Consider the following 21,656-nt stretch of genomic DNA (forward strand, 5'->3'; position numbering starts at 1 on the left):
ATCAGGCGTGCAGCGCACGAAAGACCGCGGGATTTGGGCCGGGATATCCGCTGCCCGCCCACGCCGCCGGCAGCAGGTAGTAGCCCACGCTGCTGAGCTTGACCAGCACCACGGCGCCGGCATTCAAGGTGGCGAAGCGGCTGGCGCGCCAGCGCGCGAGAAAGCGGCGCGCCTGCTGCGTGTCGGTCTCCCTCCAGTCCTGGCCCACGCCGGCGAGTGCCCAGCGCAAGGGCCCGATGGCGAGCAGGTCGAGCAGCTTGCGCAATTCCGCGCGCGCGTTGGCATCCATCGCGGCGCATGTGGCGTCGACGTTGGCCACGGCATGGCCGAGCAGCAGTTCGCGCTGGCCGCGCTCGCGCTCGGCGAGCTCCGCCACCACGGCGGGCAGCAGCGCGGTGAACAACGCCACATCGCCCTCGCGCAGGAACTGCATGCCGGTGGCGGGCTGCTTCTGCGCGGGCGAGCAGCCGGACAATGCCGGGACCAGGCCGGCGCATGCGAGCGCGGCGGACAAGCCGAAGCCAATCATGAGAAAGCCGCGCCGCGACAGCGCGGACGCGGGCGGCTCGGTCAATGGGACGGGCATGTTGTCTCCTGTTTTGTTTTGCTTCTAGCTCAGCGCTCAGCTGACCTCCGGGCGGGTCTGTTACGGCTGGCTTGCTCCCAGGGAGTAAACACCGTCGTCGTTCCAGAGGGCGTTGGCGCATCTTGTCGGCTTCGGCTCACGTCGTTGTCCGTTGCGGATAGCCCGCATTGACGCTCGCCGCAGTTTGGATAAAGATCGGTCCCCGGTCTTGATCCCGCATGACAGGTGATTTGATGCCACGCGCCAACGCGGCGCTCCCCGCCGCCATCACCGACATTGCCTGCGCATCGCCCGGCACCGTGTCGCTGCCTTACCTGCGCAACGTGCTCGACTATGGCGAGGCCGCCGGCATTGCGCCGGCCGACCAGCTCGCGCTCGCCGGGCTCGATCCCGCCCTGCTCGAATGCGCGGCCGGCCCCGCCACGCGCATCGGCGCCGCGCACTACCTGACGCTGCTCGATGCGCTCGCGCGCGCTGCCGGCGATCCGCTGGCTGGCCTGCACGCGGGCGCGGCGTTCCGGCCGCGCCACTACGCCGAGATGGGCTACGTGGTGCTGACCACGCCCACCGTGCGCGAGGCCATCCTGCAGGGCATCCGCTACGAGGTGCTGGCCAACGATATCGGCCGCACCCGCCTGTATGAAACGGCGCAGGGCGCTTGGATGACGTGGGAAGCCCTGCACGGCCCGCTGTCGCGCCACGCGCACGAACTGCACATGGCCACGTGGATCTGCTTTGCCCGCTGGCTGCTGGGCGACGGCTTCTTTGCCGAGCGCATCGAGTTTCCCCACGCGCCGCCACCCGGTGGCCACGCCGACGATTACGCGCAGGTATTCGGCTGCCCGGTGGCCTTCAACGCCGGCCGCCACGCCATGCACATCGATCCCGCGCTGCTGGCGCGCCCTCGATGCAGGCCGATGCACAAATGCAGGCGCAGATGACGCGTATCGCCCAGGCCCAGTTGCGCGCGCTGGAGGCGGACGGCGCCGGCGAGATCGCGCAGGCGCGTGCCTTTATCCGCGGCGCGCTGCATCGGGGCGAGGTGCCGATCGCGGCGGTGGCGGCACACCTGCGCTTGCCGGTGCGCACGCTGCAGCGGCGGCTGCAGGCGCAGGGACTGAACTACTCCGCGATGGTCGAGGGCGTGCGCCGCGCGCAGGCCGAGCACTACCTCGCGGACCCCGCCATCAGCCTCGCCCAGCTGGCCATGCTGCTCGGCTTTTCGGAGCAGAGCGCGTTCAGCCATGCGTTCAAACGCTGGACGCAGGAAACCCCGAATGCCTGGCGCAAGCGGTTGCTGGGGCGCGCGCCGGGATAGCAGCCGCCGCCTTTCGGCAATGTTCGGTAGATCGGTGCCGGTTTCAAACGCAGCGGTGGGTACGCCCGCCAGTGCGGAAAAGCGCGCTTTCTGCTTGTTTCATGCGCTCAAAGCGCCACTAAAATCCGCTAAAAATTAGAAGAACGATTCAAATCCCCGTGTTGACCCGGGGCGCTGGCGTGCCTACGATGACATCCATCAATGTCACAATCAATGATGTTGCGACGCGGTACGGCATCCCGCCGTGCACGCCAGCGACACGAGAGACAGCCCATGAACGCGCCAGCGGACCTGCCCCCAGAGTTATCCACAGCCGGGCCATCGCCGGAGGGCCACGGCCCCACCGAGTACTGCGATATCGCCATCATCGGCACCGGCTTCGCCGGGCTGGGCATGGCGATCCGCCTCAAGCAGGCAGGCCTGCACAACTTCGCCCTGTTCGAGAAAGCCGGCTCGGTGGGGGCCACCTGGCGCGACAACCACTATCCGGGCTGCGCCTGCGATGTGCAGTCGCACCTGTACTCGTTCTCCTTCGCGCCCAACCCCAACTGGTCGCGCATGTTTTCGCCGCAGCCGGAGATCCGCGCCTACCTGGAGCGCTGCACCGACCAGTTCCGCCTGCGAGCGCACCTGCGCCTGAATCACGAACTGCGCCGCGCCGCGTGGCACGACGCCAGCGGCACCTGGCAGCTCGACATGGCCGATGGCAAGCGCGTGCGGGCTCGCGTGCTGGTGTCGGGCATGGGCGGCTTGAGCCGGCCAGCGTATCCCGATATCCCGGGCCTGGCGCGTTTTCGCGGCGAGGCGTTTCACTCGCAGCACTGGAACCATGACTACGCGCTGGCGGGCAAGCGCGTGGCGGTGATCGGCACTGGCGCCAGCGCCATCCAGTTCGTGCCGCAGATCGCGCCGCAGGTGGCGCACCTGGACCTGTTCCAGCGCACGCCCCCGTGGATCATGCCCAAGCCCGATCGCAAGGTGTCGGCCACCGAGCGCTGGCTGTTCCGCCGCCTGCCTCTCACGCAAAAGCTGATGCGCACCGGCATCTACTGGGCGCTGGAGTCGCGCGTGCTTGGCTTCGTGGTGCATCCGAAGCTGATGACGGTGGTGGCGCGCATTGCACGCCGCCATATCAAGCGGCAGGTCGCCGACCCCGCGCTGCGCGCCACCGTCACGCCGGACTACACCATCGGCTGCAAGCGCGTGCTGATCTCCAACGACTACTACCCGGCGCTGGCGCGCGCCAATGTGGATGTGGTGACCCAGGGCATCGACCATGTAGAGGAAGACGCCATCGTGATGCGCGACGGCTCCCGCCGCCCGGCTGACTGCATCATCTTTGGCACCGGCTTCCACGCCACCGATCCGATTCCGCGCGGCGCCATCCTCGGCCAGCACGGCGCCGACCTGCTCGACGCATGGCGCGATGGCGCCGAGGCGTATCTCGGCACCACCGTGGCCGGCTTCCCCAACCTGTTCCTGGTGGTGGGCCCCAACACCGGCCTCGGGCATAGCTCGATGGTGTTCATGATCGAGTCGCAGGTGAACTACATTCTCGGCGCGCTCAAGGCCATGGGCCGGCACCGCGTGCAGGCCATCGACGTGCGAGCGCCCGCGCAGCGCGACTACAACGCCGGGCTGCAGCGCAAGCTGGCGGGCGCGGTGTGGTCGGAGGGCGGCTGCGTGAGCTGGTACCTCGACCCCAAGACCGGCAAGAACACCACGCTGTGGCCCGGATTCACCTGGCAGTTCCGCCGCGCCACCGCGCGCTTTCGCATGGCCGACTACGAGATCCGTCCGCTGACGCACCACGCGCTCGCAGCCAGACCGGCGACAGCAGGTGCGACGGCCAGCGAAGCCACCCAGGCCACCCAGGCGTGAGCGCGCTGCGTGCCCGGCCGAGAACAAGACCAAAAGAACACCAGAAGAACACCAGAAGAACACCGAGGAGACAGCGCATGAAGGATTTCAAGAACAAGGTGGCCGCCATTACCGGCGCAGGCTCAGGCATGGGCCGCTCGCTGGCGCTCGCGCTGGCACGCGAAGGCTGCCAGCTGGCGCTGTCGGACCGCAATGAAAAGGGCCTGGCGCAGACGGTGGCCGAGGTCATGCGCACGGCGCCAGGCCTGGTCTTCACGCAGCACTGCGTGGATGTATCGAACCGCGCCGCGATGTACGCCTGGGCCGAGCAGGCCGCGCGCACGCACGGGCGCATCAACCTGATCTTCAACAACGCCGGCGTGGCGCTGTCGAGCACCATCGAGGGCATGAGCTACGAAGATCTCGAATGGATCATGGGCATCAATTTCTGGGGCGTGGTGCATGGCACCAAGGCATTCCTGCCCTACCTGAAGGCCAGCGGCGAAGGCCACGTGATCAATACGTCGAGCATCTTCGGCATCTTCGCGCAGCCCGGCATGAGCGGCTACAACGCGAGCAAGTACGCGGTGCGCGGCTTCACCGAATCGCTGCGGCAGGAACTCGACATGTTCGACTGCGGCGTGTCCGCGACCTGCGTGCACCCGGGCGGCATCAAGACCAATATTGCGCAGGCCAGCCGCATTTCGGCGAACGTCACCGGCTTCCTGGTGCACGACGAGCAGCAGGGCCGCGACGAGTTCGAGAAGTACTTCATCACCACGGCGGACAAGGCCGCGCGCGTGATCCTCAACGGCGTGCGCCACAACCGCCGCCGCGTGCTGATCGGGCCGGATGCGGTTGCCGCCGACATGATGGCGCGGCTGCTGCCCGCCGCCTACCAGAAGCTGGTGGTGTTCGACGCGCGCCGCAAAGGGCCGCTCGGCAAGCCTGCCGCGGACGTGCCCAACACGGTGCCGGCCAAGGCCAGCGGCAACGGCGGAGACGCGCAATGAACCGCGTCGCCATGCCGGCGGACAGCCGCCTCTCGCAGCCACCCGGCGCGCTCACGCGCTGGTTCGGCCAGGGCCGCGTAGGGCTGTTCAGCTTGTCACGTGAAACGCTCGCCAGACGCTACGCGCTGCCCGCTTCGCGCTGGGTGCAGGTGATGGGCACGCTGGTGCATTACACCGATGAAGGCGTGCCCGACGGCGAGCCGCTGCTGCTGATCCACGGCTTCGGCGCCTCGCTGCACACCTGGCAAGGCGTGACGCCGGCGCTCGCGCAACGCTATCGCGTGCTGCGCGTGGACCTGCCGCCGTTTGGCCTGACCGGGCCGTTGCGCGATGCGCGCGGGCGCATTCTTACCATGGACGTCGACACGTACCGCCGCTTCATCGACGCCTTCTGCGATGCCATCCACCTGCAGCGCGCCAGCGTCATCGGCAACTCGCTGGGCGGCCTGATCGCATGGGACATGGCCGCGCGCCATCCCGGCCGCGTCGACAAGATGGTGCTGATCGACGCCGCGGGTTTCCCGATGAAGCTGCCGCTCTATATCGCCTTGTTCAACCACGCGGCGGTGCGCTGGTCGGCACCGTGGCTGTTGCCGGAGTTCGTGATCCGCGCCGCCACGCGCGACGTCTACGGCGATGCCTCGCGCGTGGACGAAGGCACCTTCCGCCGCCATGTCGATTTCTTCTACGCCGAGGGCAGCCGCGAAGCCGTCGGCCGCATGGTGCCCAAGCTGGATTTCGATGCGCTCGACACACTGGCGCTCAACGGCATCCGCTCGCCCACGCTGGTGCTGTGGGGCGAGCGCGACCGCTGGATCCCGCCGGCGCATGCGCAAGCCTTTGCCGGGCGCATTCCCGGCGCGCGGCTGCAGCGCTACGCGGGCCTTGGCCATATCCCGATGGAAGAGGATCCGCAACGCGTGGCTGCGGACCTGCTGCCTTTTCTCGACGGGTGCTGAAGCCACCGCCGAAACCCCCGACGCACCCGACGCACCCGACGCATTCCACGAATCGACAGGAGTACCCATCATGATGCCAGTCCGACGCGATGTGCATCCCCACTTGCCCGCCAGCCGCATCAGCGACTGGCACGTACGGGGCCGCCATGTCACCCACTTCGTCAACGCGCTTTCGATCTTCTTCCCGGCGGGCGAGCGCTTCTTCATGGACAGCGTGCGCGCCTATCGCGACGACGTGACCGACCCCGAGCTCAAGCGCGCCATCGTGGGCTTTATCGGCCAGGAGGCCATGCACACGCGCGAGCATATTCTCTACAACCGGCTGATGACGGATGCGGGCCTGCCCGCCGAGCCGCTCGACCAGTTCGTGGCCAAGCTGCTTAAACTGCTGCGCAAGATACTGCCCAGGTCATGGCAGCTCGCGCACACCATTGCGCTCGAGCATTACACCGCGATGCTTGCCGGCGGGCTGCTGGCGGACCCGGACCAGATGGGCGGCTCCGAGCCCGGCTATCACCAGGTGTGGATCTGGCACGCGCTGGAAGAGACCGAGCATAAGGCTGTGGCCTACGACGTCTGGAATGCCGTGATGAAGCCTGGGCTCTATCGGTATCTGCTGCGCACCTTCACCATGCTCACCACCACCGTGACGTTCTGGGCGATGGTGTTCGTGTTCCACATCCGGCTGGTGATGGCGGATCGCGAGTGCCGCAACAAGCTCGGTGGCTTTGGCGGCGTGGTGCGGTTCCTGTGGGGCAAGCCTGGTGTGTTGCGCAAGATGATGCCGGAGTGGTTTGATTATTTCCGGCCGGGGTTTCATCCGTGGGATCACGATAATCGTGCGCAGCTGGCGCGTATCGAGCCGTTGATTGCGGAGATCGAGGCGACTTCGGTGCGGGCTGGGGTATCTGGTCGGGCGCCTTCGGTGAGGGGGGCGGTGTAGGTTGTTGGTGGTTTGGGGGCTGTTGACTTCAAAGTCAAAGTCAAAGGCTTAAAGTCAAAGGCTTAAAGTCAAAAGCCGTTTCACCTCCCCTGCGGGGAGGCGACCTACTTTCTTGTCTCGCCAAGAAAGTAGGCAAAGAAGGCGACCCGGATGGGGCGAAAGACTCCTCGTCGGCAGGCAAAAAGAGCGGCCGGGACCCAAACTCACATCGCCTTAGGGCGATGCTCAAACATGGGTCCCTCTTTTCCGCTCTTTTTGCCTGCCGACGAGGCGCCCCATAACGGGAGATGAAAACCTTGACGGCTCGCTTCGCATCGCGCTGGGGTGCGGCCCGCCCTTCAGGCGCTCCGCACGTCTACCAATCTACCCTGGTCCAATCTACGCTGGTTTGCTCCCCTCTCCCGCTTGCGGGAGAGGGGCCGGGGAGAGGGCGGGCGCTTGATGTTGCGGCTTCGCTCGCGTACCTGTATCAGCGCTTTGTCTTCCGGGCCGCGCCCTTCGGTGCATTGCCCTTGCCGCTCTCTTCCGGTTTATCGTGCAAGTGCTCGATGATGGCTGCCACGCGGTCGCCGAGGTATTTGTTGGCCGACTGCTCGAGCGCCCGCATCATCTCCGCTTCTACCGCCACCATCGCCAGCGGGCGAATGCGCCAGAGGATATCCACCAGCCGGGGCACGTCCTGCGGCGGTGGCAGCTTGCCTTCGCCGAAGCGGTCCAGCTCGCGCACCACCATCGCCACGATCCGGTCCGATACGGCCTCGAAGTGCCCGCGTGCGTGCTCGATGATGGACAGCACATCCTCCAGCGCAAACCCCGCGCGTGCGATCTCGGCGCCGGCGGCCAGCGTGCGCGGGCTGCGCGCGAGGTAGCCCATGCCGTCCGGCTCCAGCAGGCCGAGCGCGATGGCCTTGGCCAGCGCCGGGCGCGACACCGCGCGGCCGAACAGCTTGGCCAGCGCCAGGTAGGAATAGTGGCGCGGCGCTTCGTCCGTCCACGGACTGCTGATGGCGGATTCCAGCCCGAGGATGGAGCGCAGGTCGTGGCCTTCCACGATGGCCTTGAGCAGCTCCTGGATATTGTTCAGCGTATAGCCGCGCGCCAGCAGGTGGTTGATCAGCCGTAGCCGGCCCAGGTGCGCCTGCGTGTAGATGCCCACCCGGCCGCGCCGCTCGGGCGGATCGATCAGGCCGCGGTCCTGGTAGGAGCGCACATTGCGCACCGTGGTGCCGGCCGCGCGCGCAAGCTCGTCGATGGTGTATTCCGGCGGCGTGCCATTGCCATTGCCGGAGCCGGCGGCATCGTGGGCGGCGGATGCGGATGAAGACGCGGATGAAGACGGGGAGGTGGGCGCAGGGCTGCGCTTGAAGAGGGCCATGGCAAAAATTCTACCCGAGTCGTGCCGCCGCCGTGTGTCGCATCCCGCGCGCCGGGGCACGTCCAGCTACAGCTACAATATTCGCAGCGCCGCTCCCGAGACGGCGGCATTCACCTTGATCGTCCCCCTTCAACTTCGCAACGCGCCCCGGCGCGAGTCCTTATGCATATCCGCTGGCTTGAGGATTTTGTATGCCTGGCCCAGGCCGGCAGCCTCGCGCGCGCGGCGGAGCTGCGCAACGTCACGCCGCCGGCATTCGGGCGCCGCATGCAGGCGCTGGAAGTCTGGGCGGGCGCACCGCTGATCGATCGCAGCGTGTTCCCGGTGCGCCTCACCGATGAAGGGCGCCAGTTCCTGGAAGCCGCGCAGAGCGCGCTGCGCACGCTGGACGAGACGCGCTTGTCGCTGCGCGCGGCGCATCGGGCCGATGCCAGTACCGTGGTGATTGCCACCGGCAAGACGCTCGCGCGTTCGATGGTGCCGGCGTGGCTGGCTGGCCTGCGCCACACGTTGCGCAAGGATCCGGTGGCGGCCAACTTTCGCACCCGGCTCTCCACGTTTTCCACGCATGACGCGCTGGCGATGTTCACTGAGGGCGACGCGGATTTCCTGCTCTGCTACAACTCCCCGGAGCAGCCGGTGACGCTCGACAGCGCGCGCTACCAGTACTACCTGGTGGGTGAGGAACGCCTGGTTTGCGTGAGCGCGGCGGCGGACGGCGGCGGGCCGCTGTACAAGTTGCAAGCGCGCGGCCAGCGCGCGCCGGTGCCGATGATCGCCTACGCCGAAACGCTCACCCTGGGACGCATGGTCAACGGCGAGATCGCGCGGCGCGGGCTGGCCAGCCGCCTCGACGTGATCGCGGTAAGCGACTTCGCCGAATCCGTGCATGAAATGGTGCGCCAGCGCATGGGCCTGGCGTGGCTGCCCGCCAGGTTGATTGCCGATGACCTGCACGCGGGGCGCCTGGTGCGCGCCGGGCTGGAGGTGGGCGGCGAGACGGACCTCGCCATGCAGATCCTGCTGTATCGCCCGCGCGCGCCGATGCGGCCGCTGGGCGAGGCCTTCTGGAATGCGGCGGTGGCAGGCTAGCCGTCAGCAATCAGCGCATCAACGCATCAACGCCACCACCGTCAGGACCAGCAGGATCGCCGCCATCGACACATTGATCAGGCGCACTCACCGGATCCTGCACGAAGCCGCCCGCTCCTCCTCCCCCACCCCCTTGCCAAAACGGCAAGCGCCATTGCCAAAGCCGCACGTTGTTGCAGCCGCACGCTCTTTAAGATCGCCGCATACCTGCCTACGGCCAAATCTAAAAACGGAGAGACCTGCCATGAACAAACTGCTGCGCGCGGCTGCTGCCGCATCCTTCTGCCTGCTTGCCGGCGGCGCTGCCGCCTCGGGCTGGCCGACCAAGCCGATTTCCCTGGTGGTGGGCTACACCGCGGGCGGCAGCGTCGACCTGGTGGCGCGCACCATCGCGCCGGAGCTGGGCAGGCGCCTGGGCCAGAGCGTGGTGATCGAGAACCTGGGCGGCGCGGGCGGCACCATCGGCGCGTCCAAGGTGGTCAAGGCCGACGCCGACGGCTACACGCTGCTGATGGGCTCGGGCAGCGAGGTCTCGATCGCGCGCCTGACCAACCCCGCCGTGCGCTACGACGGCGAGCGCGACCTGGCGCCGATCACCTTCGTCGGCACCCAGCCGATGGTGCTGGTGGGCAAGTCCGCGCTGCCGGCCAAGAACGCCGACGAGTTGATCGCGCTGGCCAAGGCGCAGCCGGGCAAGCTGGCCTATGCCTCGTCCGGCGTGGGCACGCCGCTGAACCTGGCCGGCGAGCTCATCAAGCAGCAAGGCAAGGTCAACATCACCCATGTGCCCTATAAGGGTGCGTCCGCCATGTCCACCGACCTGCTCGGCGGCCAGATCGACCTCGCCGTGATGGTGCTGTCGTCGGCGCTGCCGCATATCCAGGCCGGCCGGGTCAAGGCTTACGGCGTGACCGAAGGGCACCGCGCCCAGGTGGCGCCCAACGTGCCCGCGCTGGCGGAAAGCAGCGCGCTCAAGGGCGTGGACATGGGCGTGTGGTTTGGCCTGATGGCACCGGCCAATACGCCGCGCACCGTGGTCGATCGCCTGAACACCGAGATGCAGGCCGTGCTGGCCATGCCCGACGTGAAGAAGAAGCTGGCCGAGGCCGGCGTGGAAGTGGCGCCGGGCGGCCCGGGCCAGTTCGGCAGCTTTATCAAGCGCGAGACGGTGAAGTACAAGAGCATCGTCCAGACCGCCGGCATTCACGAATAAGGGGAAGGCGGCAGGCGTACCATTTGCTTGTTGTCCGCTTGTTGTTTGCTTGCCGCAAGTGGCGGTGCCGGCATCGGCCGCCCGCCTTTCCTCGCTTGTTCGTTGCTTCTTCATTGTTAAGTCGAACCCACTGGCAACCTCCCCGACCCAAAAACATGACGACCACTGCCCCCAGCTTCCACGCTTACCCGGTTGAAGTCGAATTTCCCGATATCTCCGCCTACGCCACCGGCAACGCCGGCGTGCCCTACGTCCACACCTTCGACAGCGGCGTGCCCGGCCCGCACGTGATGGTCAACGCGCTGACCCACGGCAACGAGGTGTGCGGCGCCATCACCGTCAAGGCGCTGCTGGACCTCGGCCTGCGCCCGCGCCGCGGCCGCCTGACGCTGGCCTTTGCCAACGTCGACGCGTATCACAGCTTCGATGCGGCCCGCCCGGATGCGTCGCGCTATGTCGACCAGGATTTCAACCGCGTGTGGACGGCAGCCGTGCTGGACGACACCACCCGTGACTCGTCCGAGCTGCGCCGCGCGCGCGCCATGCGCCCGGTCATCGATACCGTGGACCTGCTGCTCGACCTGCACTCCATGCACGAGAAAAGCCTGCCGCTGATCGTTTCCGGCCCGCTCGACAAGGGCATCGCCTTGGCGCGCGCCGTGGGCGCGCCGGCCAACGTGATCGTGGACGAGGGCCATCCAGAAGGCCGCCGCATGCGCGACTACGAAGGCTTTGGCGACCCCGCCAGCGCCAGGAACGCGCTGCTGGTCGAATGCGGCCAGCACTGGGAAACCGCTGCCGTGGGCGTGGCCAAGGACAGCACCGCGCGCTTCCTGCTCAATGCCGGCGTGATCGACGCTGGCGACGTGCCTGCAGGCTGGCTCTTGCCCGTGGCACCGCAGCGGGTGGTACGCGTGACCGAGCCCGTGGTCGCCAGCAGCATGGATTTCCGCTTCGCCGGCTCTTACACCGGGCTGGAAACCTTCGCCGAAGCCGGCACCGTGATCGGCTGGCGCGACGGCGAGCCGGTGGTCACGCCTTACCCGGATTGCGTGCTGGTGATGCCGTCGTTGCGGCAATTGCGCCCGGGCGTGACGGTGGTGCGGCTGGGTCAGCTGGTGGGCTGATCGGGTGATCGGTTAATCGGTTAAGCGATTGATGGATGGGCGCGACGCGCACGGAAGGTGTCCCCTGAAGGTGTCCCCTGATGGGGCACCACTCGCGCGCGTCTGTGCACTCCGCAAGGGAACAAAGCTGCACTTCTAGCTGTAATGGGTACGCCCTTGTCAAGGCGACCTGCGTCAGGCGGTGGAGGTCTTCAGGCTGGCGTGGCTTGCGAGGTGGGATAAGCCGGCGCGGCGGGCGCGGCCGGTGCGCCGGCAGTGGACGGCTTTGGCCGCATGCCGGGCAGCAATTGCTCGAACAGCTCGTCGATCTTCATCTCGGGCGGGACCAGGTTGCTCAGGTTGAGGCCGCCGGCGCTGCGCAGGGCGTCATAGTTCGCCTTGCCGGCGCGCTCACCATTGATGTAGACGATGATCTCCGCCGTACTCAGGAAATCGCGCCAATAGGTCTGGCGCTGCATGTAGACCGTGGCGGTATAGGGGCACGACGCCACCGACGAGCCGGGCGACAGCATCTTGAACTCAAAGCCGCGCTGCTGCACCGAGTCGCGGATGAATTCCGCGTAGGCATTGCCGCTGCCCGCGTTGGCAATCACGCAGAACAGCGTGCCGTCGGCGGGCTGCATGGCGGCGATACGGTCGCCGCGGTCGACCGGGACGACGGCCTGGTACGTGGCGCAGCCGGTGACCAGCAAGCCTAGGCTGGCGGCTAGCAATGCTTTTTCATGATGCTCCTGGAAACGCTGCTGCAAGGGTGCCGAACCGTGTTGTCGGCAGGCGCGCCCGCCAACTTTAGGCCATCGCGGCGTTGGCAATCGTTGGAACAGAGCGGGTAAACCGGTCCTGCGCCGGTCCTGCGCCGGTTCCGTGGAGCGCGGTGGCCGCCGAGGCAAAAAAACGGCCAGCCGGAGAGGCTGGCCAAGAGGGGGTACTACCCTTGGAGACTACTAGCGTTCGGATTGGCTGCGCGGGTGAGTCTCAGAGCACAAAAGCCTGGCGGCAGCGCAGCGCCATCACCTGCACCTCGAAGGCACGGGCGGCGCGCTGCGCGAGCGGGTCGCGGCGGCGCTGGCGGGGTTTGGGGGCCGACAGGCCAGCTGGCTGGTCCTTGCTGGTGCCGTCGCGGCGGCCGCCCGGGTGGCCATGACCCACGGCGAGGGGGCCGAGCCCTGTCACCTGCCACTCGCGGCGCGTAATCGCGAGGATGTTGGTAAGTGCCTGGGCTTGCGGCGCGGTCATACTGCCCGGGAGGGGGACGTTCATCATGATATTCAGCGCGGCCCGGGCTCCTGGGAGCTTGCGGCCTTGTAGCGTCGTTGACGTTTGTTGGTATCGTGATGGAAAGATACACAGCGCCGGAGCGCGCCATTATCGACGGCGCACCGATCTTGCTGTGGGATGTGTCCTACAAGGCGCCGGAGAGGCGATTGGACCACTGGTTTGCTCTGCTCTCCTGCCTGGCTGGAGGGGCCGGCCGGATCTGCGTTGTCGTGCTCCCCTCTCCCGCGTGCGGGAGAGGGGCTGGGGGAGAGGGCGGGCGCTCGTTACGCCGTCGTGCTGGAAAACACCACGGGCTCCGCTTCCGGTGGCTCCTAGCTAAGCCACCCCTCTCCCCCTGAGGGGAGAGGGAGCGACAGCCGTCGTCATGGCGCGCGGCTTTGGCCCGATCGGCGGCTTCGTCTGTCGCGTCAGGCGCTTCAGGTGCCTCAGGCCTTTGCCGCGCCCCCGCTGGCCATCGTGCCCACCACCATCAGGCAGATCGCGGCAAGGAACACTCCCACCAGCAGGATCTGCAGGCGCCCCACCGGGCGGCCCTTCAGGAAGGCGTTGCTGATGAAGGGCGGTGAGACCAGGCCCACCACGGTAACGATCAGGATGGTCAGGGCGAGTACGGAAAGCAGGGTTTGCATGCTGGATATCGGTGTGGGTAAGTCAGTGCTCGCGCTCAGTTGGCGCCGCCACGCACAAGGCAACCCTCGAGAACTGGCGAGCCTTCCACCTGGCCGGCGCCGGTACATTCCACCGCCACCTTCTGCCCGCGCCGGACCATGGTGCCGCGCGCTTCCACCTCGCAGGTGCGGCCGGCGGGGCCGCAGATCTGGATCGGCAGGAGCTTGGCGCGCACCACCAGGGTCGGGCTATTGGAGCGGATATCCAGGAAGACCGTGTCGCCTCCCTCGCGCCGCACGCCGCTGGCTATGCCCTCCACGATGAAATACTTGCCCAGGTAGCGGTCGTTGGCCGCGCCGCTGTTTTCCTGGTAATCGTCGACGAGGGTGTCCGCCTGGTATTGCGGCAAGATGTCGGTGGAGCGGTTCGGGTCGATGCTGATCGGGTCCAGCGTGCCGTTCTTGGGCACGCCGCGCGCGCCGGCGTTCGGCTCCGGCACCGCCGCGGACGCCGCCCTGACCGGCTCGGCGGCTGGTTCTTCCTGCTGCTCTTCATGGTTGCCGGTGAGCCACAACATGCCAAGGACGGCAAGGGCGACAACGCCGATAAGGATTTGCTGGTTACGGTTCAACATCCGGGGTTTCCTGCAATAGAAATAGGCCATTGCGCTGGCAGGCACCAGCTCGCGCAGCGCGCGCGCCGCACTGCGTGCCGGCGCGCTCGGATCGGCTGCCAGCCCGCCTGTGGCAAGGGCTGGCGGTGCCAGTCCAGGCGCTCGGGAGGGACCTGCCCAAAAAGTTGCCCACAGCTTTGCCCACAGGGTTGTTCGGTCTTCTCCACAGACTTGTCCACAGCCTGGACGGGGTGTGGTGTGGGGATCCGGGTGGGGTTGCGCATGCACTTCATGGCGAGGGTGTGGCGTAAGGCTGGCTTTGGCGGCGCCGCCAGGATGCCTCGCATCACGCCGCAACCGGCAAGCAGCGATCAGTGAAGGTGCCGCAGCCCGGTTTCGTCGTCGTCGTCTTCGTCCCAGTCCTCGTGCTCGACCGGGGTGTCCGGCGCCATGTCGAACACCATCGAGTGGTGCTGCACGGTGAACCAGTCACGGAACTGCTCCAGCGTCAGCGTTTGTGGCCACAGGCTTTCGTCGAACCACTCCCCCAGCATGAATTCGAAGAGGGCGCGCCAGCGCTGCTCCACCCACTGCAGCGCTTCTGGCGTGGTCGCCACATCGTCCGGCACCAGGAACACACTCTGGTCCTCGCGCACATGCTCAAGGGTCAGCGTGGCTACCGGGTCGATATCCACGGCCATGATCCAGTCGAAGAAAGGCTGCTGCGGCACCAATACGACGAGCGAGCGATTGAGGGTAAAGCGGGGATGATCGGTCATGGCAGGGGCTCGTTCGCTGAAACGGCCCATTGTAGCCGTTGGCCGTGCCCGCATGCGATTCATCGGTGGGCCAGCGGGCCGGCACTGCCAGGCCGCCGCCCGCCGTGGACCGGCACGCCTAGATGATGGGCCGTCCCCCCTGGCAGGGTCGGCCCCGAATGCGTCCCGCGCCGGCAAGGCGGCCGATGGCAGGGGCGGTGCCGGCGTGGGGACCCGGTTGGGGAACAGCACGTCCTTCAGCCCCAGGAAGCGTTTTTCGATCAGGTGCCAGCTGAGCAGGGCCGCTGCGATGGAGGCGCACAGGCACGCCGCCGAAAAGCCCAGTTGCCACGGGATCTGGCTGCCAAGCAGCAGGCGCGGCTCGCCGAACGCCTTGACCGCCACCACGCGGATGATCGGGTGGAACACGTAAAGCGCGTAACTGTACTTGCCTAGGAACACCAGGTACCGGTTGCTGAACACGGCGTGCCGGTCCGTGGCGCAGGCCGCGTAGATCAGGCCCACCGCCACCACGGCAACCACCGAGAAGCCCACGGTGTAGATCAGCGGGCTGGATTCCAGCCGGGAACCCATGGCCGCGAGCCCGCCCACCAGCACCAGCAGCGCGAACGGCGCCGCTTTCACCAGCCAGGGCTTGAAGTGCAATCCGCGCCGGACCGCCATCGCCAGCAACGCGCCCCCCACCAGGCCATCCAGCCGGGCCGGCGTGAACACCGAAATGGCGTCCGCGCCGAAGCCCTGCATGACCATGCCGACGCGCACCGCCAGCGTACCCGCCAGCAGCACAAAGCACAGCCGGCGCATGGCGGCCAACGGCAGCAGCAGCACCAGCAACGGCCACACGGCATAGAACTGCTCTTCGATGGCGAGCGACCACAAATGCCCCGCGCCCGCCCCGAAAAACGTGCCGGTCAGCGCCTGCTTGAGGTTGGACAGATACAGCACGAACCACGGCCAGCTGGCCTGCACCGCCTCCAGCTTGGCCTGCTCGTTGTCGCCGAGCCGGTGCGAGATCAGCGGAAACAGCAGCACGAACAGGACCGCCAGGTAGAAGTAGTACAGCGGAAAGATGCGCAGCACGCGGCGGCCGTAGAACGCGCGCAGGTAGTTGGGCGTGCCCTTGGTGCGCAGCAGGATGCCCGTGATCAGGAATCCCGACAGCGCAAAGAAGATATCCACGCCGATCCATCCCGTCATCGACAGTTGGTAGAACACCCGGTCGAGCGCCAGGTCCGACACCAGGCCCACGTGGGCAAAGTGATAAAGCATGACGATCAGGACCGCCAGGCCCCGCACACCGTCCAGCGCGGATAAGTGTGTACCGTCTCTGTTCATGTTCACTCCCTGCTGGGGATGGACACGGCCCACGCGGGCGTGCCCCCGGACTGCCGCGGCGCAATGTCACAAGGTACCGCCAGGCCCTGCCTGCGTTGGTGTGGCAGCCAACAGAAACAGGGGCCAGCTCCGCTCAACTGCGGCTTACAAGGCTTGTTGCGGCAAGTCCTGGAGCGGTTCGGCCTCGACGCTGCGCGGGTGCGCGCCGCCCTCCTCGCTCCCCGCCTCCAGGGTTGCCGCCTGCGCTCGCTTGCCAAGCCAGCTTCTGAGGCGCAGGAAAGGCGCTTCGACCAGCGCGTAGCTCAGCGCCGCGGCCGCCAGCGCCTCCAGGATGCAAAAGGGAAGCGCAGCGCCAGCGGCGATGCCGCGCTGGTAAACAATTGCTGCCAGACGTACAGGCTGAACGAGATCGTGCCGACGAACACAAAGGCCTTGCTCCTGAGCAGTCGCGATATCCACAGTTCCGGGCGCTCCACCACGGCGAGGATCAGCAAGCCGACTGCCGCCGCCAGCGCCACCGGGCCATAGGTCGCCGTCCAGATGCCGCCGGCCAGGGTGCCGATGACAGGCAGGCCAAGCAGCAGTACCAGGATCAGCGCCGGGAGCACGAACGCGCCGGCGAAGCGCGCGTTCAGTTGTGCCTTCAGGCGCTCGCGGTCCAGCGCGATATAGCAACCCATCAGTACCGGGTCCACGCCCGTGTGCAGCATCAAGCCCAACTGCCCGCGCAGCGAAGGTGTCGCGAAATAGCAGAGCACCCTGAGCAGCGGCATCAGCATGATCACCAGCACCAGCCAGCGCGGATCCCTGCGGCGCAGCAGCAGCAACAGCACTGGCGGCCACAGCCAGTAGAACTGCTCGTCCAGCGCTAGCGTCCAGAAATGGCCGAGCAGCCACGCGCCGACGGGATGCGCCATGTTGACGTTGCCCAGCCCGAGCATCTCGGAGTAATTCCAGAGGTGCGCTGCCGCAAACAGGATTTGCCGCACATCCACGTCGATCAGCCCGGCGATGCCAAACAGGCCCAGCGCGATGAGATAGACATAGAAAGCCGGCCAGATGCGCAGCGCGCGGCGGCCATAGAAACGCATCAGCTTGATGGAGCCGCAGGCGCGCCACTCAGCCTGCAACAGCTCCGTAATCAGGAAGCCGCTCAGCACGAACGAGATAAACACGCCAACGCCGCCGTTCGCGAAATACCGCAGTGGCGCAAGCAATCCCGTGTACCCCCTTGGTCATGTGCTCCGCATGGCTGATGACCACCAGCATCACCGCAACGCAGCGAAGCCCGGTCAGCTCTAGAACGCGACGGCTCATTTTTCTCACCCCTCAAAGTCTCGGGGGGCGCGGTACTCTGCCATGCCTCCCTGCCGCCACGCCACGACGCTCTCCGGCATCGCGGTGGCTCTCGCGCGACACGCGTAGCCGGTGGGCATGCGAGATGAATCTAGCCTGCCTCGCGCCCGCTCTCTGTGCGCAGGCATACCAAGTGCGTGCTAACGTGAAAGGATGACGAACGCGCGGCTACCGGTTCGGCAGCAAGGAGGCAGGCGCCATGGGTTTCAAGGTCGGGTTCACGCTAGCGGTGGAAGGCCTGCTCTTTGCGGCCTTGCTGTTTGGCGCCGCAGGCACGCTGGCCTGGCCCGCCGCCTGGGCCTATCTCATCCTGTTTTTTGGTGGCGGCTTCTGGCTCACGGCGCGCCTGGCGCGGCACGATCCGGCGCTGCTCGCCGAGCGCATGAAAATGCCGCTGCAACCCGGCCAGCCGGTCTGGGACAAGATTCTGCTGCCGTTCGTGGCCGCGGCGTGGATCGCCTGGATGGTGTTGATGGGCCTGGATGCGGTGCGCTTTCACTGGTCCGTGATGCCGCTCTGGCTGCAGTGCCTGGGCGCGGTGCTGATGGTGCTGTCATTTTTTGCGATCGACCGCGTGTTTCATGAAAACACCTTCCTCGCGGCCGTGGTCAGGATCCAGGCCGAGCGCGGGCACCGGGTGGTGTCGAGCGGCCCTTACGCCGTGGTCCGCCACCCGCTCTACGCCACCATGCTGGTGTTCCTGCCCGCCAATGCGCTGATGCTCGGCTCCTGGTACGGCGTTGCCGCCTCGCTGGTGCTCATTGGCGCCATCGTGCTGCGCACGGCAATGGAAGACCGCGAGCTGCAGCGCGGCCTTGCAGGCTACGCGGTGTATGCGGCCCGGGTGAGATACCGGCTGGTTCCGTTCGTCTGGTAGGCGTCTGGTAGGCGTCTCGTAGGAGTCTGGAAGGCAGCCGGTCTTTTCTGGCTATCGCAGGTTATCGCTGGCTATTGCCGGCGATCTACGCAGCGAAGCCTCAATGGATCTGCATCCCGCGCATGGCGTGGATGCGATCGTGATGCCACTGTATGCCCTCGTACTGGCGCTGCACCACCGCGCGGATCTCAGGCGGCATGTCCTTCATCAGGGCCGACTGGTATTCGCGTTTTGCCGTTTCCTCATCGCGTTCGCAGAGTTGCAACACCGCATCATCGTTGTGCGGCGCGATCACGTGCAGCACCTCCATCCAGCCGCGATGCAGCGTGCCGCCCATGGTGCCGCGATCCCGCGGCTCCGCGCCCAGCGATGTCACCAGTGCCTGCAACTCCATCACGGACGCGCGGCACGATTCCGCCGTGCCCGCCAGGATGGCGCGTATCTCCGGGTTATGCACTTCACGGGCGCCGGTTGAGCAGCTGAGCTCGCCGTCCTTGCCGACCTCGATCAGGTGGTTCAGGGTGCCGACGATTTGTCCTTGCGCGTTGGTCATGACGATCTCCTTGCCGGTCTTGCATGGACAGGAGCCTGTATGCATCCTCATGTGAATCCCCGCGTACATCGGCGCCGCACGCTACACGCCTGGCGTCGATGCCGGTCCGGGATTCAGGCCCCTGCTCCCTGTGCTTGCCTTGATTGCCGCGCGGCACTTATGCGATGGCTCGCACGCTGGCAGCCGCGTGGACCAGCGGCGGGCGAGGGTTTGGGATTTCAGTATAGGAGGGGTGTGCGGACTCGTTGAGGATGCTGGCCGGTTTGTGTGCTACAGATCACCGGAATCCGATTCTCCACCCAGCGGGTGGTGAATCAACGCGTTTAGAAATCAATGAAAATCAATGGAAATCAACCTCCGACCCGCGCTTGCCGACACCCCGCGCCACCTGACCCACGCAAAACCGCAAAATCTGCAAACCGCCTCCCGGTACCTTGCGCTCCATGGAGATCACTTGATGAAACCCGAAACCCGAATCCAGTACGCCCAACGCATGGAACCCGTCCTGCGGTGGCTGGCAAGCCACCCTGACGCCGACCCGGATCTGTACCAGTTGGCCGACCTGGCCTGCCTGTCGCCGTATCACTTCCATCGCGTCTACCGCGCGATGATGGGAGAAACGGTGAACGCCACGGTACAACGCATCCGCATGCACCGTGCGGCGATCGCGCTGGCGGGTACCGAAGCGGCATTGCGTGATGTGGCGCTGCGCGCCGGCTACGAGTCGGACGCGGCGTTCAACCGGGCATTTGGCGCGGCCTTCGGCATATCGCCGGGGCGGTATCGCGCAGCCCGCTCCAGTCCCTTCAACCCTCAGGAGCTTGGCATGTATCCCATCACGATCGAAACCTTTCCCGGCACCGTTCTGGCCGCGCTGCCCCATCGTGGCAGCTATCAGGAAATCGGCCCGGTATTCACCCGCGCCTTCATGCTGGCGGCCAGCCGCGGCCTTGCCAGCCCGGACGCCACCGGTTTTGGCGTGTACTTCAGCGATCCCGAGCAGGTGCCGACCGCACAATTGCGCTCGCTGGCCGGCATGTCGGTTGCGCCGGATGCCGACCTGGGCGAGGAGCTCGAGCGATTCGAGATCCCGAAGTGCCGCTGCGCGATACTGACCTACACAGGCCCCTACAACGAGATGAGCAAGGCCTATAACTGGATGTTCTCGGAGTGGCTGCCGAACAGCGGGGAGGTGCCGGCGGATTTTCCGATGTTCGAGCAGTACGTGAACGATCCCCGCATCACGCCGCCCGCGCAATTGCAGACGCGGATCTGCATGCCGGTGAAGTAGGTCTGCAAAGGCCTACTTGCCAATACAAAACCGCGTAAAGATCGTCCCCAGCAGATCATCGCTGGTGAACTCGCCGGTGATGCTGTTGAGATGGTCCTGCGCCAGGCGCAGTTCTTCCGCAAAGAGGTCCAGCGCCTGCGCTTGCTGCGCCGCGCGCTCTTCGGCAAGGTCCAGGTGCGATTGCGCGCTGCGCAGCGCGGTGAGGTGCCGCTCGCGCGCGAGGAAGGTGCCTTCGTTGCCCGATTGCCAACCCACCAGCCGCAGCAATTGCCCGCGCAGCAGGTCGATGCCGGCACCGGTACGTGCGGAGATCCATACCTCGGCCGGGTTCGGGCCGATGGCGGCGACCACGTGAGGGCGGTCCGCGCTGAAGTGGCGCTCGCCTACCTTGGGCGCCAGGTCGATCTTGTTGACCACGCGCAGGATCGGGGAGCCCGGGGGCAAATGACCGGAGAGGCGGTCGTCGATGGCGCCGTCGATCTCCGACAAGCCGTGTTCCACGTAGTCGGCCGCGTCCACCAGATGCAGCACCAGGTCGGCGCGGCCCACGGCTTCCCAGGTGCGCGCGATGCCGATGCGCTCGACTTCGTCGGTGGCGTCTTCGCGCAGGCCGGCGGTGTCGATGATATGCAGCGGGATGCCTTCGATCTGGATGGTCTCGCGCACGCGGTCGCGCGTGGTGCCGGGGATCGGCGTGACGATGGCGAGTTCCGCGCCGGCCAGCGCATTGAGCAGCGACGACTTGCCCACGTTGGGCTGCCCCGCCAGCACCACCGACAAGCCCTCGCGCAGCAGCGAGGCCCTGCTTGGCCTGCGCCAGCACGCTGCACAGTGCGTCGCGGATATCGGCCAGCTGGCCGCGCGCGTTGGAGGCTTCGAGGAAGTCGATCTCTTCCTCGGGGAAGTCCAGCGTGGCTTCCACCAGCATGCGCAGGTGGATCACCTGCTCCACCAGCGCGCGGATGGCGTCGGAGAACACGCCTTCCATGGAGCGCGCGGCCGAGCGCGCGGCGGCTTCGGTGCTGGCCTCGATCAGGTCGGCCACGGCTTCCGCCTGGGCCAGGTCGAGCTTGTCGTTGAGAAAGGCGCGGCGCGTGAACTCGCCCGGCTCGGCCAGACGCAGGCCAATCTCGCGGCCCGCATCCAGGCAGCGCGCCAGCAGCATCTGCATCACCACCGGGCCGCCATGGCCCTGCAGCTCCAGCACCTCTTCGCCGGTGTAGGAATGCGGCGCGGGGAAGTACAGCGCCAGGCCATGGTCGATCGCCTTGCCGCGCGCATCGAGGAACGGCAGGTAGGTGGCGTGGCGAGGTTTAAGCGCCTGGCCGCACACGGCCTGTGCAATCGCGCTCACGTCGGGGCCGGACACGCGCACCACGCCGATGCCGCCGCGCCCGGGCGCGGTGGCAATGGCAGCGATGGGAATGGCGGAAGTGGAGCGGGTCTGGAGGGAGTGGGTTGCGGTCATGGCGGTCGTGG

Annotated in this window: 20 protein-coding genes and 2 pseudogenes; 11 read left to right on the forward strand and 11 right to left on the reverse strand. The window is 66.8% G+C overall.

From position 1 onward, the window contains the following. Position 1 precedes the first annotated feature (1 nt). A complete protein-coding gene (locus OMK73_RS27970; RefSeq protein WP_267604883.1) occupies positions 2-586 on the reverse strand; it encodes a hypothetical protein in 585 nt (194 codons plus the stop codon). Positions 587-819: 233 nt separating this feature from the next. Here OMK73_RS27970 and OMK73_RS27975 point away from each other — a divergent pair, with 233 nt between their 5' ends. The 6 genes from OMK73_RS27975 (at position 820) to OMK73_RS28000 (ending at position 6,679) form a co-directional block, all read left to right on the forward strand. Beyond that, positions 820-1,527 carry an AraC family transcriptional regulator gene (locus OMK73_RS27975; RefSeq protein WP_267604884.1) on the forward strand — a complete coding sequence of 236 codons (708 nt, stop codon included), beginning with the start codon at positions 820-822 and terminating at the stop codon, positions 1,525-1,527. Beyond that, positions 1,524-1,904: a helix-turn-helix transcriptional regulator gene (locus OMK73_RS27980; RefSeq protein ID WP_267604885.1), complete on the forward strand. Its 381-nt coding sequence runs from the start codon at positions 1,524-1,526 to the stop codon at positions 1,902-1,904. The genes OMK73_RS27975 and OMK73_RS27980 overlap by 4 nt, the downstream gene beginning before the upstream one ends. Before the next feature lie 273 nt (positions 1,905-2,177). Further along, positions 2,178-3,785 carry a flavin-containing monooxygenase gene (locus OMK73_RS27985; RefSeq protein WP_267604886.1) on the forward strand — a complete coding sequence of 536 codons (1,608 nt, stop codon included), beginning with the start codon at positions 2,178-2,180 and terminating at the stop codon, positions 3,783-3,785. A gap of 77 nt (positions 3,786-3,862) precedes the next feature. After that, positions 3,863-4,777 carry an SDR family NAD(P)-dependent oxidoreductase gene (locus OMK73_RS27990; protein ID WP_267604887.1) on the forward strand — a complete coding sequence of 305 codons (915 nt, stop codon included), beginning with the start codon at positions 3,863-3,865 and terminating at the stop codon, positions 4,775-4,777. Further along, the gene (locus OMK73_RS27995; RefSeq protein WP_267604888.1) at positions 4,774-5,736 is read left to right on the forward strand and encodes an alpha/beta fold hydrolase; all 963 of its coding nucleotides are present in this window, start codon (positions 4,774-4,776) and stop codon (positions 5,734-5,736) included. Before OMK73_RS27990 ends, OMK73_RS27995 begins: the two co-directional genes overlap by 4 nt. Positions 5,737-5,806: 70 nt before the next feature. Further along, positions 5,807-6,679, forward strand: coding sequence for a metal-dependent hydrolase (locus OMK73_RS28000; RefSeq protein ID WP_267604889.1), 873 nt, complete (start codon positions 5,807-5,809; stop codon positions 6,677-6,679). 469 nt (positions 6,680-7,148) lie between these two features. Here the strand turns inward: OMK73_RS28000 and OMK73_RS28005 are convergent, their stop codons facing one another. Continuing rightward, entirely contained in the window at positions 7,149-8,054 is a 906-nt protein-coding gene (locus OMK73_RS28005) for a MerR family transcriptional regulator (protein ID WP_267604890.1), read from the reverse strand. Between the two features lie 162 nt (positions 8,055-8,216). On the opposite strand from OMK73_RS28005, the gene OMK73_RS28010 reads away from it, so the two are divergent. The 3 genes from OMK73_RS28010 (at position 8,217) to OMK73_RS28020 (ending at position 11,486) form a co-directional block, all read left to right on the forward strand. Further along, positions 8,217-9,146, forward strand: a complete 930-nt coding sequence (locus tag OMK73_RS28010) for a LysR family transcriptional regulator (protein ID WP_267604891.1) — start codon at positions 8,217-8,219, stop codon at positions 9,144-9,146. A 244-nt stretch (positions 9,147-9,390) separates the two neighbouring features. Then, positions 9,391-10,359, forward strand: coding sequence for a Bug family tripartite tricarboxylate transporter substrate binding protein (locus OMK73_RS28015; RefSeq protein WP_267604892.1), 969 nt, complete (start codon positions 9,391-9,393; stop codon positions 10,357-10,359). A gap of 155 nt (positions 10,360-10,514) precedes the next feature. Continuing rightward, positions 10,515-11,486 carry a M14 family metallopeptidase gene (locus OMK73_RS28020; protein ID WP_267604893.1) on the forward strand — a complete coding sequence of 324 codons (972 nt, stop codon included), beginning with the start codon at positions 10,515-10,517 and terminating at the stop codon, positions 11,484-11,486. 191 nt (positions 11,487-11,677) lie between these two features. Here the strand turns inward: OMK73_RS28020 and OMK73_RS28025 are convergent, their stop codons facing one another. The 7 genes and pseudogenes from OMK73_RS28025 to OMK73_RS28055 form a co-directional block, all read right to left on the reverse strand. Next, positions 11,678-12,235: an Sbal_3080 family lipoprotein gene (locus tag OMK73_RS28025; RefSeq protein WP_267604894.1), complete on the reverse strand. Its 558-nt coding sequence runs from the start codon at positions 12,233-12,235 to the stop codon at positions 11,678-11,680. A gap of 226 nt (positions 12,236-12,461) precedes the next feature. Then, positions 12,462-12,722, reverse strand: coding sequence for a hypothetical protein (locus tag OMK73_RS28030; protein WP_267604895.1), 261 nt, complete (start codon positions 12,720-12,722; stop codon positions 12,462-12,464). Positions 12,723-13,189: 467 nt separating this feature from the next. Further along, on the reverse strand, positions 13,190-13,393 hold the full coding sequence (locus tag OMK73_RS28035) for a hypothetical protein (RefSeq protein WP_174424410.1): 204 nt from the start codon (positions 13,391-13,393) through the stop codon (positions 13,190-13,192). A gap of 35 nt (positions 13,394-13,428) precedes the next feature. Continuing rightward, positions 13,429-14,007, reverse strand: a complete 579-nt coding sequence (locus tag OMK73_RS28040; RefSeq protein WP_267604896.1) for an OB-fold protein — start codon at positions 14,005-14,007, stop codon at positions 13,429-13,431. A 350-nt stretch (positions 14,008-14,357) separates the two neighbouring features. After that, positions 14,358-14,765, reverse strand: coding sequence for a hypothetical protein (locus tag OMK73_RS28045; RefSeq protein ID WP_267606541.1), 408 nt, complete (start codon positions 14,763-14,765; stop codon positions 14,358-14,360). A gap of 294 nt (positions 14,766-15,059) precedes the next feature. After that, positions 15,060-16,100 (reverse strand): annotated as a pseudogene (locus OMK73_RS28050) (acyltransferase family protein); the annotation flags it as partial. Positions 16,101-16,402: 302 nt separating this feature from the next. Beyond that, positions 16,403-17,317: an acyltransferase family protein gene (locus tag OMK73_RS28055; protein ID WP_267604897.1), complete on the reverse strand. Its 915-nt coding sequence runs from the start codon at positions 17,315-17,317 to the stop codon at positions 16,403-16,405. Positions 17,318-17,655: 338 nt separating this feature from the next. Here OMK73_RS28055 and OMK73_RS28060 point away from each other — a divergent pair, with 338 nt between their 5' ends. Continuing rightward, a complete protein-coding gene (locus tag OMK73_RS28060) occupies positions 17,656-18,333 on the forward strand; it encodes a methyltransferase family protein (RefSeq protein WP_267604898.1) in 678 nt (225 codons plus the stop codon). A 100-nt stretch (positions 18,334-18,433) separates the two neighbouring features. On the opposite strand, the gene OMK73_RS28065 is transcribed toward OMK73_RS28060, so the two are convergent. Beyond that, on the reverse strand, positions 18,434-18,886 hold the full coding sequence (locus OMK73_RS28065; RefSeq protein WP_267604899.1) for a PA2169 family four-helix-bundle protein: 453 nt from the start codon (positions 18,884-18,886) through the stop codon (positions 18,434-18,436). A 457-nt stretch (positions 18,887-19,343) separates the two neighbouring features. On the opposite strand from OMK73_RS28065, the gene OMK73_RS28070 reads away from it, so the two are divergent. Then, positions 19,344-20,177: an AraC family transcriptional regulator gene (locus tag OMK73_RS28070; RefSeq protein WP_267604900.1), complete on the forward strand. Its 834-nt coding sequence runs from the start codon at positions 19,344-19,346 to the stop codon at positions 20,175-20,177. Positions 20,178-20,189: 12 nt separating this feature from the next. Here the strand turns inward: OMK73_RS28070 and mnmE are convergent. Further along, positions 20,190-21,645, reverse strand: a pseudogene (gene mnmE, locus OMK73_RS28075) (tRNA uridine-5-carboxymethylaminomethyl(34) synthesis GTPase MnmE). Positions 21,646-21,656: the final 11 nt, after the last annotated feature.

This window comes from Cupriavidus sp. D39 (genome assembly GCF_026627925.1).
Classification (GTDB): domain Bacteria; phylum Pseudomonadota; class Gammaproteobacteria; order Burkholderiales; family Burkholderiaceae; genus Cupriavidus; species Cupriavidus ulmosensis.

Bases quoted from the DNA above. Each gene is read 5' to 3' on its own strand.
- OMK73_RS27990 (WP_267604887.1), top strand. From the start codon at position 3,863: ATGAAGGATTTCAAGAACAAGGTGGCCGCCATTACCGGCGCAGGCTCA.
- OMK73_RS28005 (WP_267604890.1), bottom strand. From the start codon at position 8,054: ATGGCCCTCTTCAAGCGCAGCCCTGCGCCCACCTCCCCGTCTTCATCC.
- OMK73_RS27975 (WP_267604884.1), top strand. From the start codon at position 820: ATGCCACGCGCCAACGCGGCGCTCCCCGCCGCCATCACCGACATTGCC.
- OMK73_RS28000 (WP_267604889.1), top strand. From the start codon at position 5,807: ATGATGCCAGTCCGACGCGATGTGCATCCCCACTTGCCCGCCAGCCGC.
- OMK73_RS28070 (WP_267604900.1), top strand. From the start codon at position 19,344: ATGAAACCCGAAACCCGAATCCAGTACGCCCAACGCATGGAACCCGTC.
- OMK73_RS28015 (WP_267604892.1), top strand. From the start codon at position 9,391: ATGAACAAACTGCTGCGCGCGGCTGCTGCCGCATCCTTCTGCCTGCTT.
- OMK73_RS28030 (WP_267604895.1), bottom strand. From the start codon at position 12,722: ATGACCGCGCCGCAAGCCCAGGCACTTACCAACATCCTCGCGATTACG.
- OMK73_RS27995 (WP_267604888.1), top strand. From the start codon at position 4,774: ATGAACCGCGTCGCCATGCCGGCGGACAGCCGCCTCTCGCAGCCACCC.
- OMK73_RS28010 (WP_267604891.1), top strand. From the start codon at position 8,217: ATGCATATCCGCTGGCTTGAGGATTTTGTATGCCTGGCCCAGGCCGGC.
- OMK73_RS28020 (WP_267604893.1), top strand. From the start codon at position 10,515: ATGACGACCACTGCCCCCAGCTTCCACGCTTACCCGGTTGAAGTCGAA.
- OMK73_RS27970 (WP_267604883.1), bottom strand. From the start codon at position 586: ATGCCCGTCCCATTGACCGAGCCGCCCGCGTCCGCGCTGTCGCGGCGC.
- OMK73_RS28060 (WP_267604898.1), top strand. From the start codon at position 17,656: ATGGGTTTCAAGGTCGGGTTCACGCTAGCGGTGGAAGGCCTGCTCTTT.
- OMK73_RS28040 (WP_267604896.1), bottom strand. From the start codon at position 14,007: ATGTTGAACCGTAACCAGCAAATCCTTATCGGCGTTGTCGCCCTTGCC.
- OMK73_RS27985 (WP_267604886.1), top strand. From the start codon at position 2,178: ATGAACGCGCCAGCGGACCTGCCCCCAGAGTTATCCACAGCCGGGCCA.
- OMK73_RS27980 (WP_267604885.1), top strand. From the start codon at position 1,524: ATGACGCGTATCGCCCAGGCCCAGTTGCGCGCGCTGGAGGCGGACGGC.
- OMK73_RS28065 (WP_267604899.1), bottom strand. From the start codon at position 18,886: ATGACCAACGCGCAAGGACAAATCGTCGGCACCCTGAACCACCTGATC.
- OMK73_RS28045 (WP_267606541.1), bottom strand. From the start codon at position 14,765: ATGACCGATCATCCCCGCTTTACCCTCAATCGCTCGCTCGTCGTATTG.
- OMK73_RS28035 (WP_174424410.1), bottom strand. From the start codon at position 13,393: ATGCAAACCCTGCTTTCCGTACTCGCCCTGACCATCCTGATCGTTACC.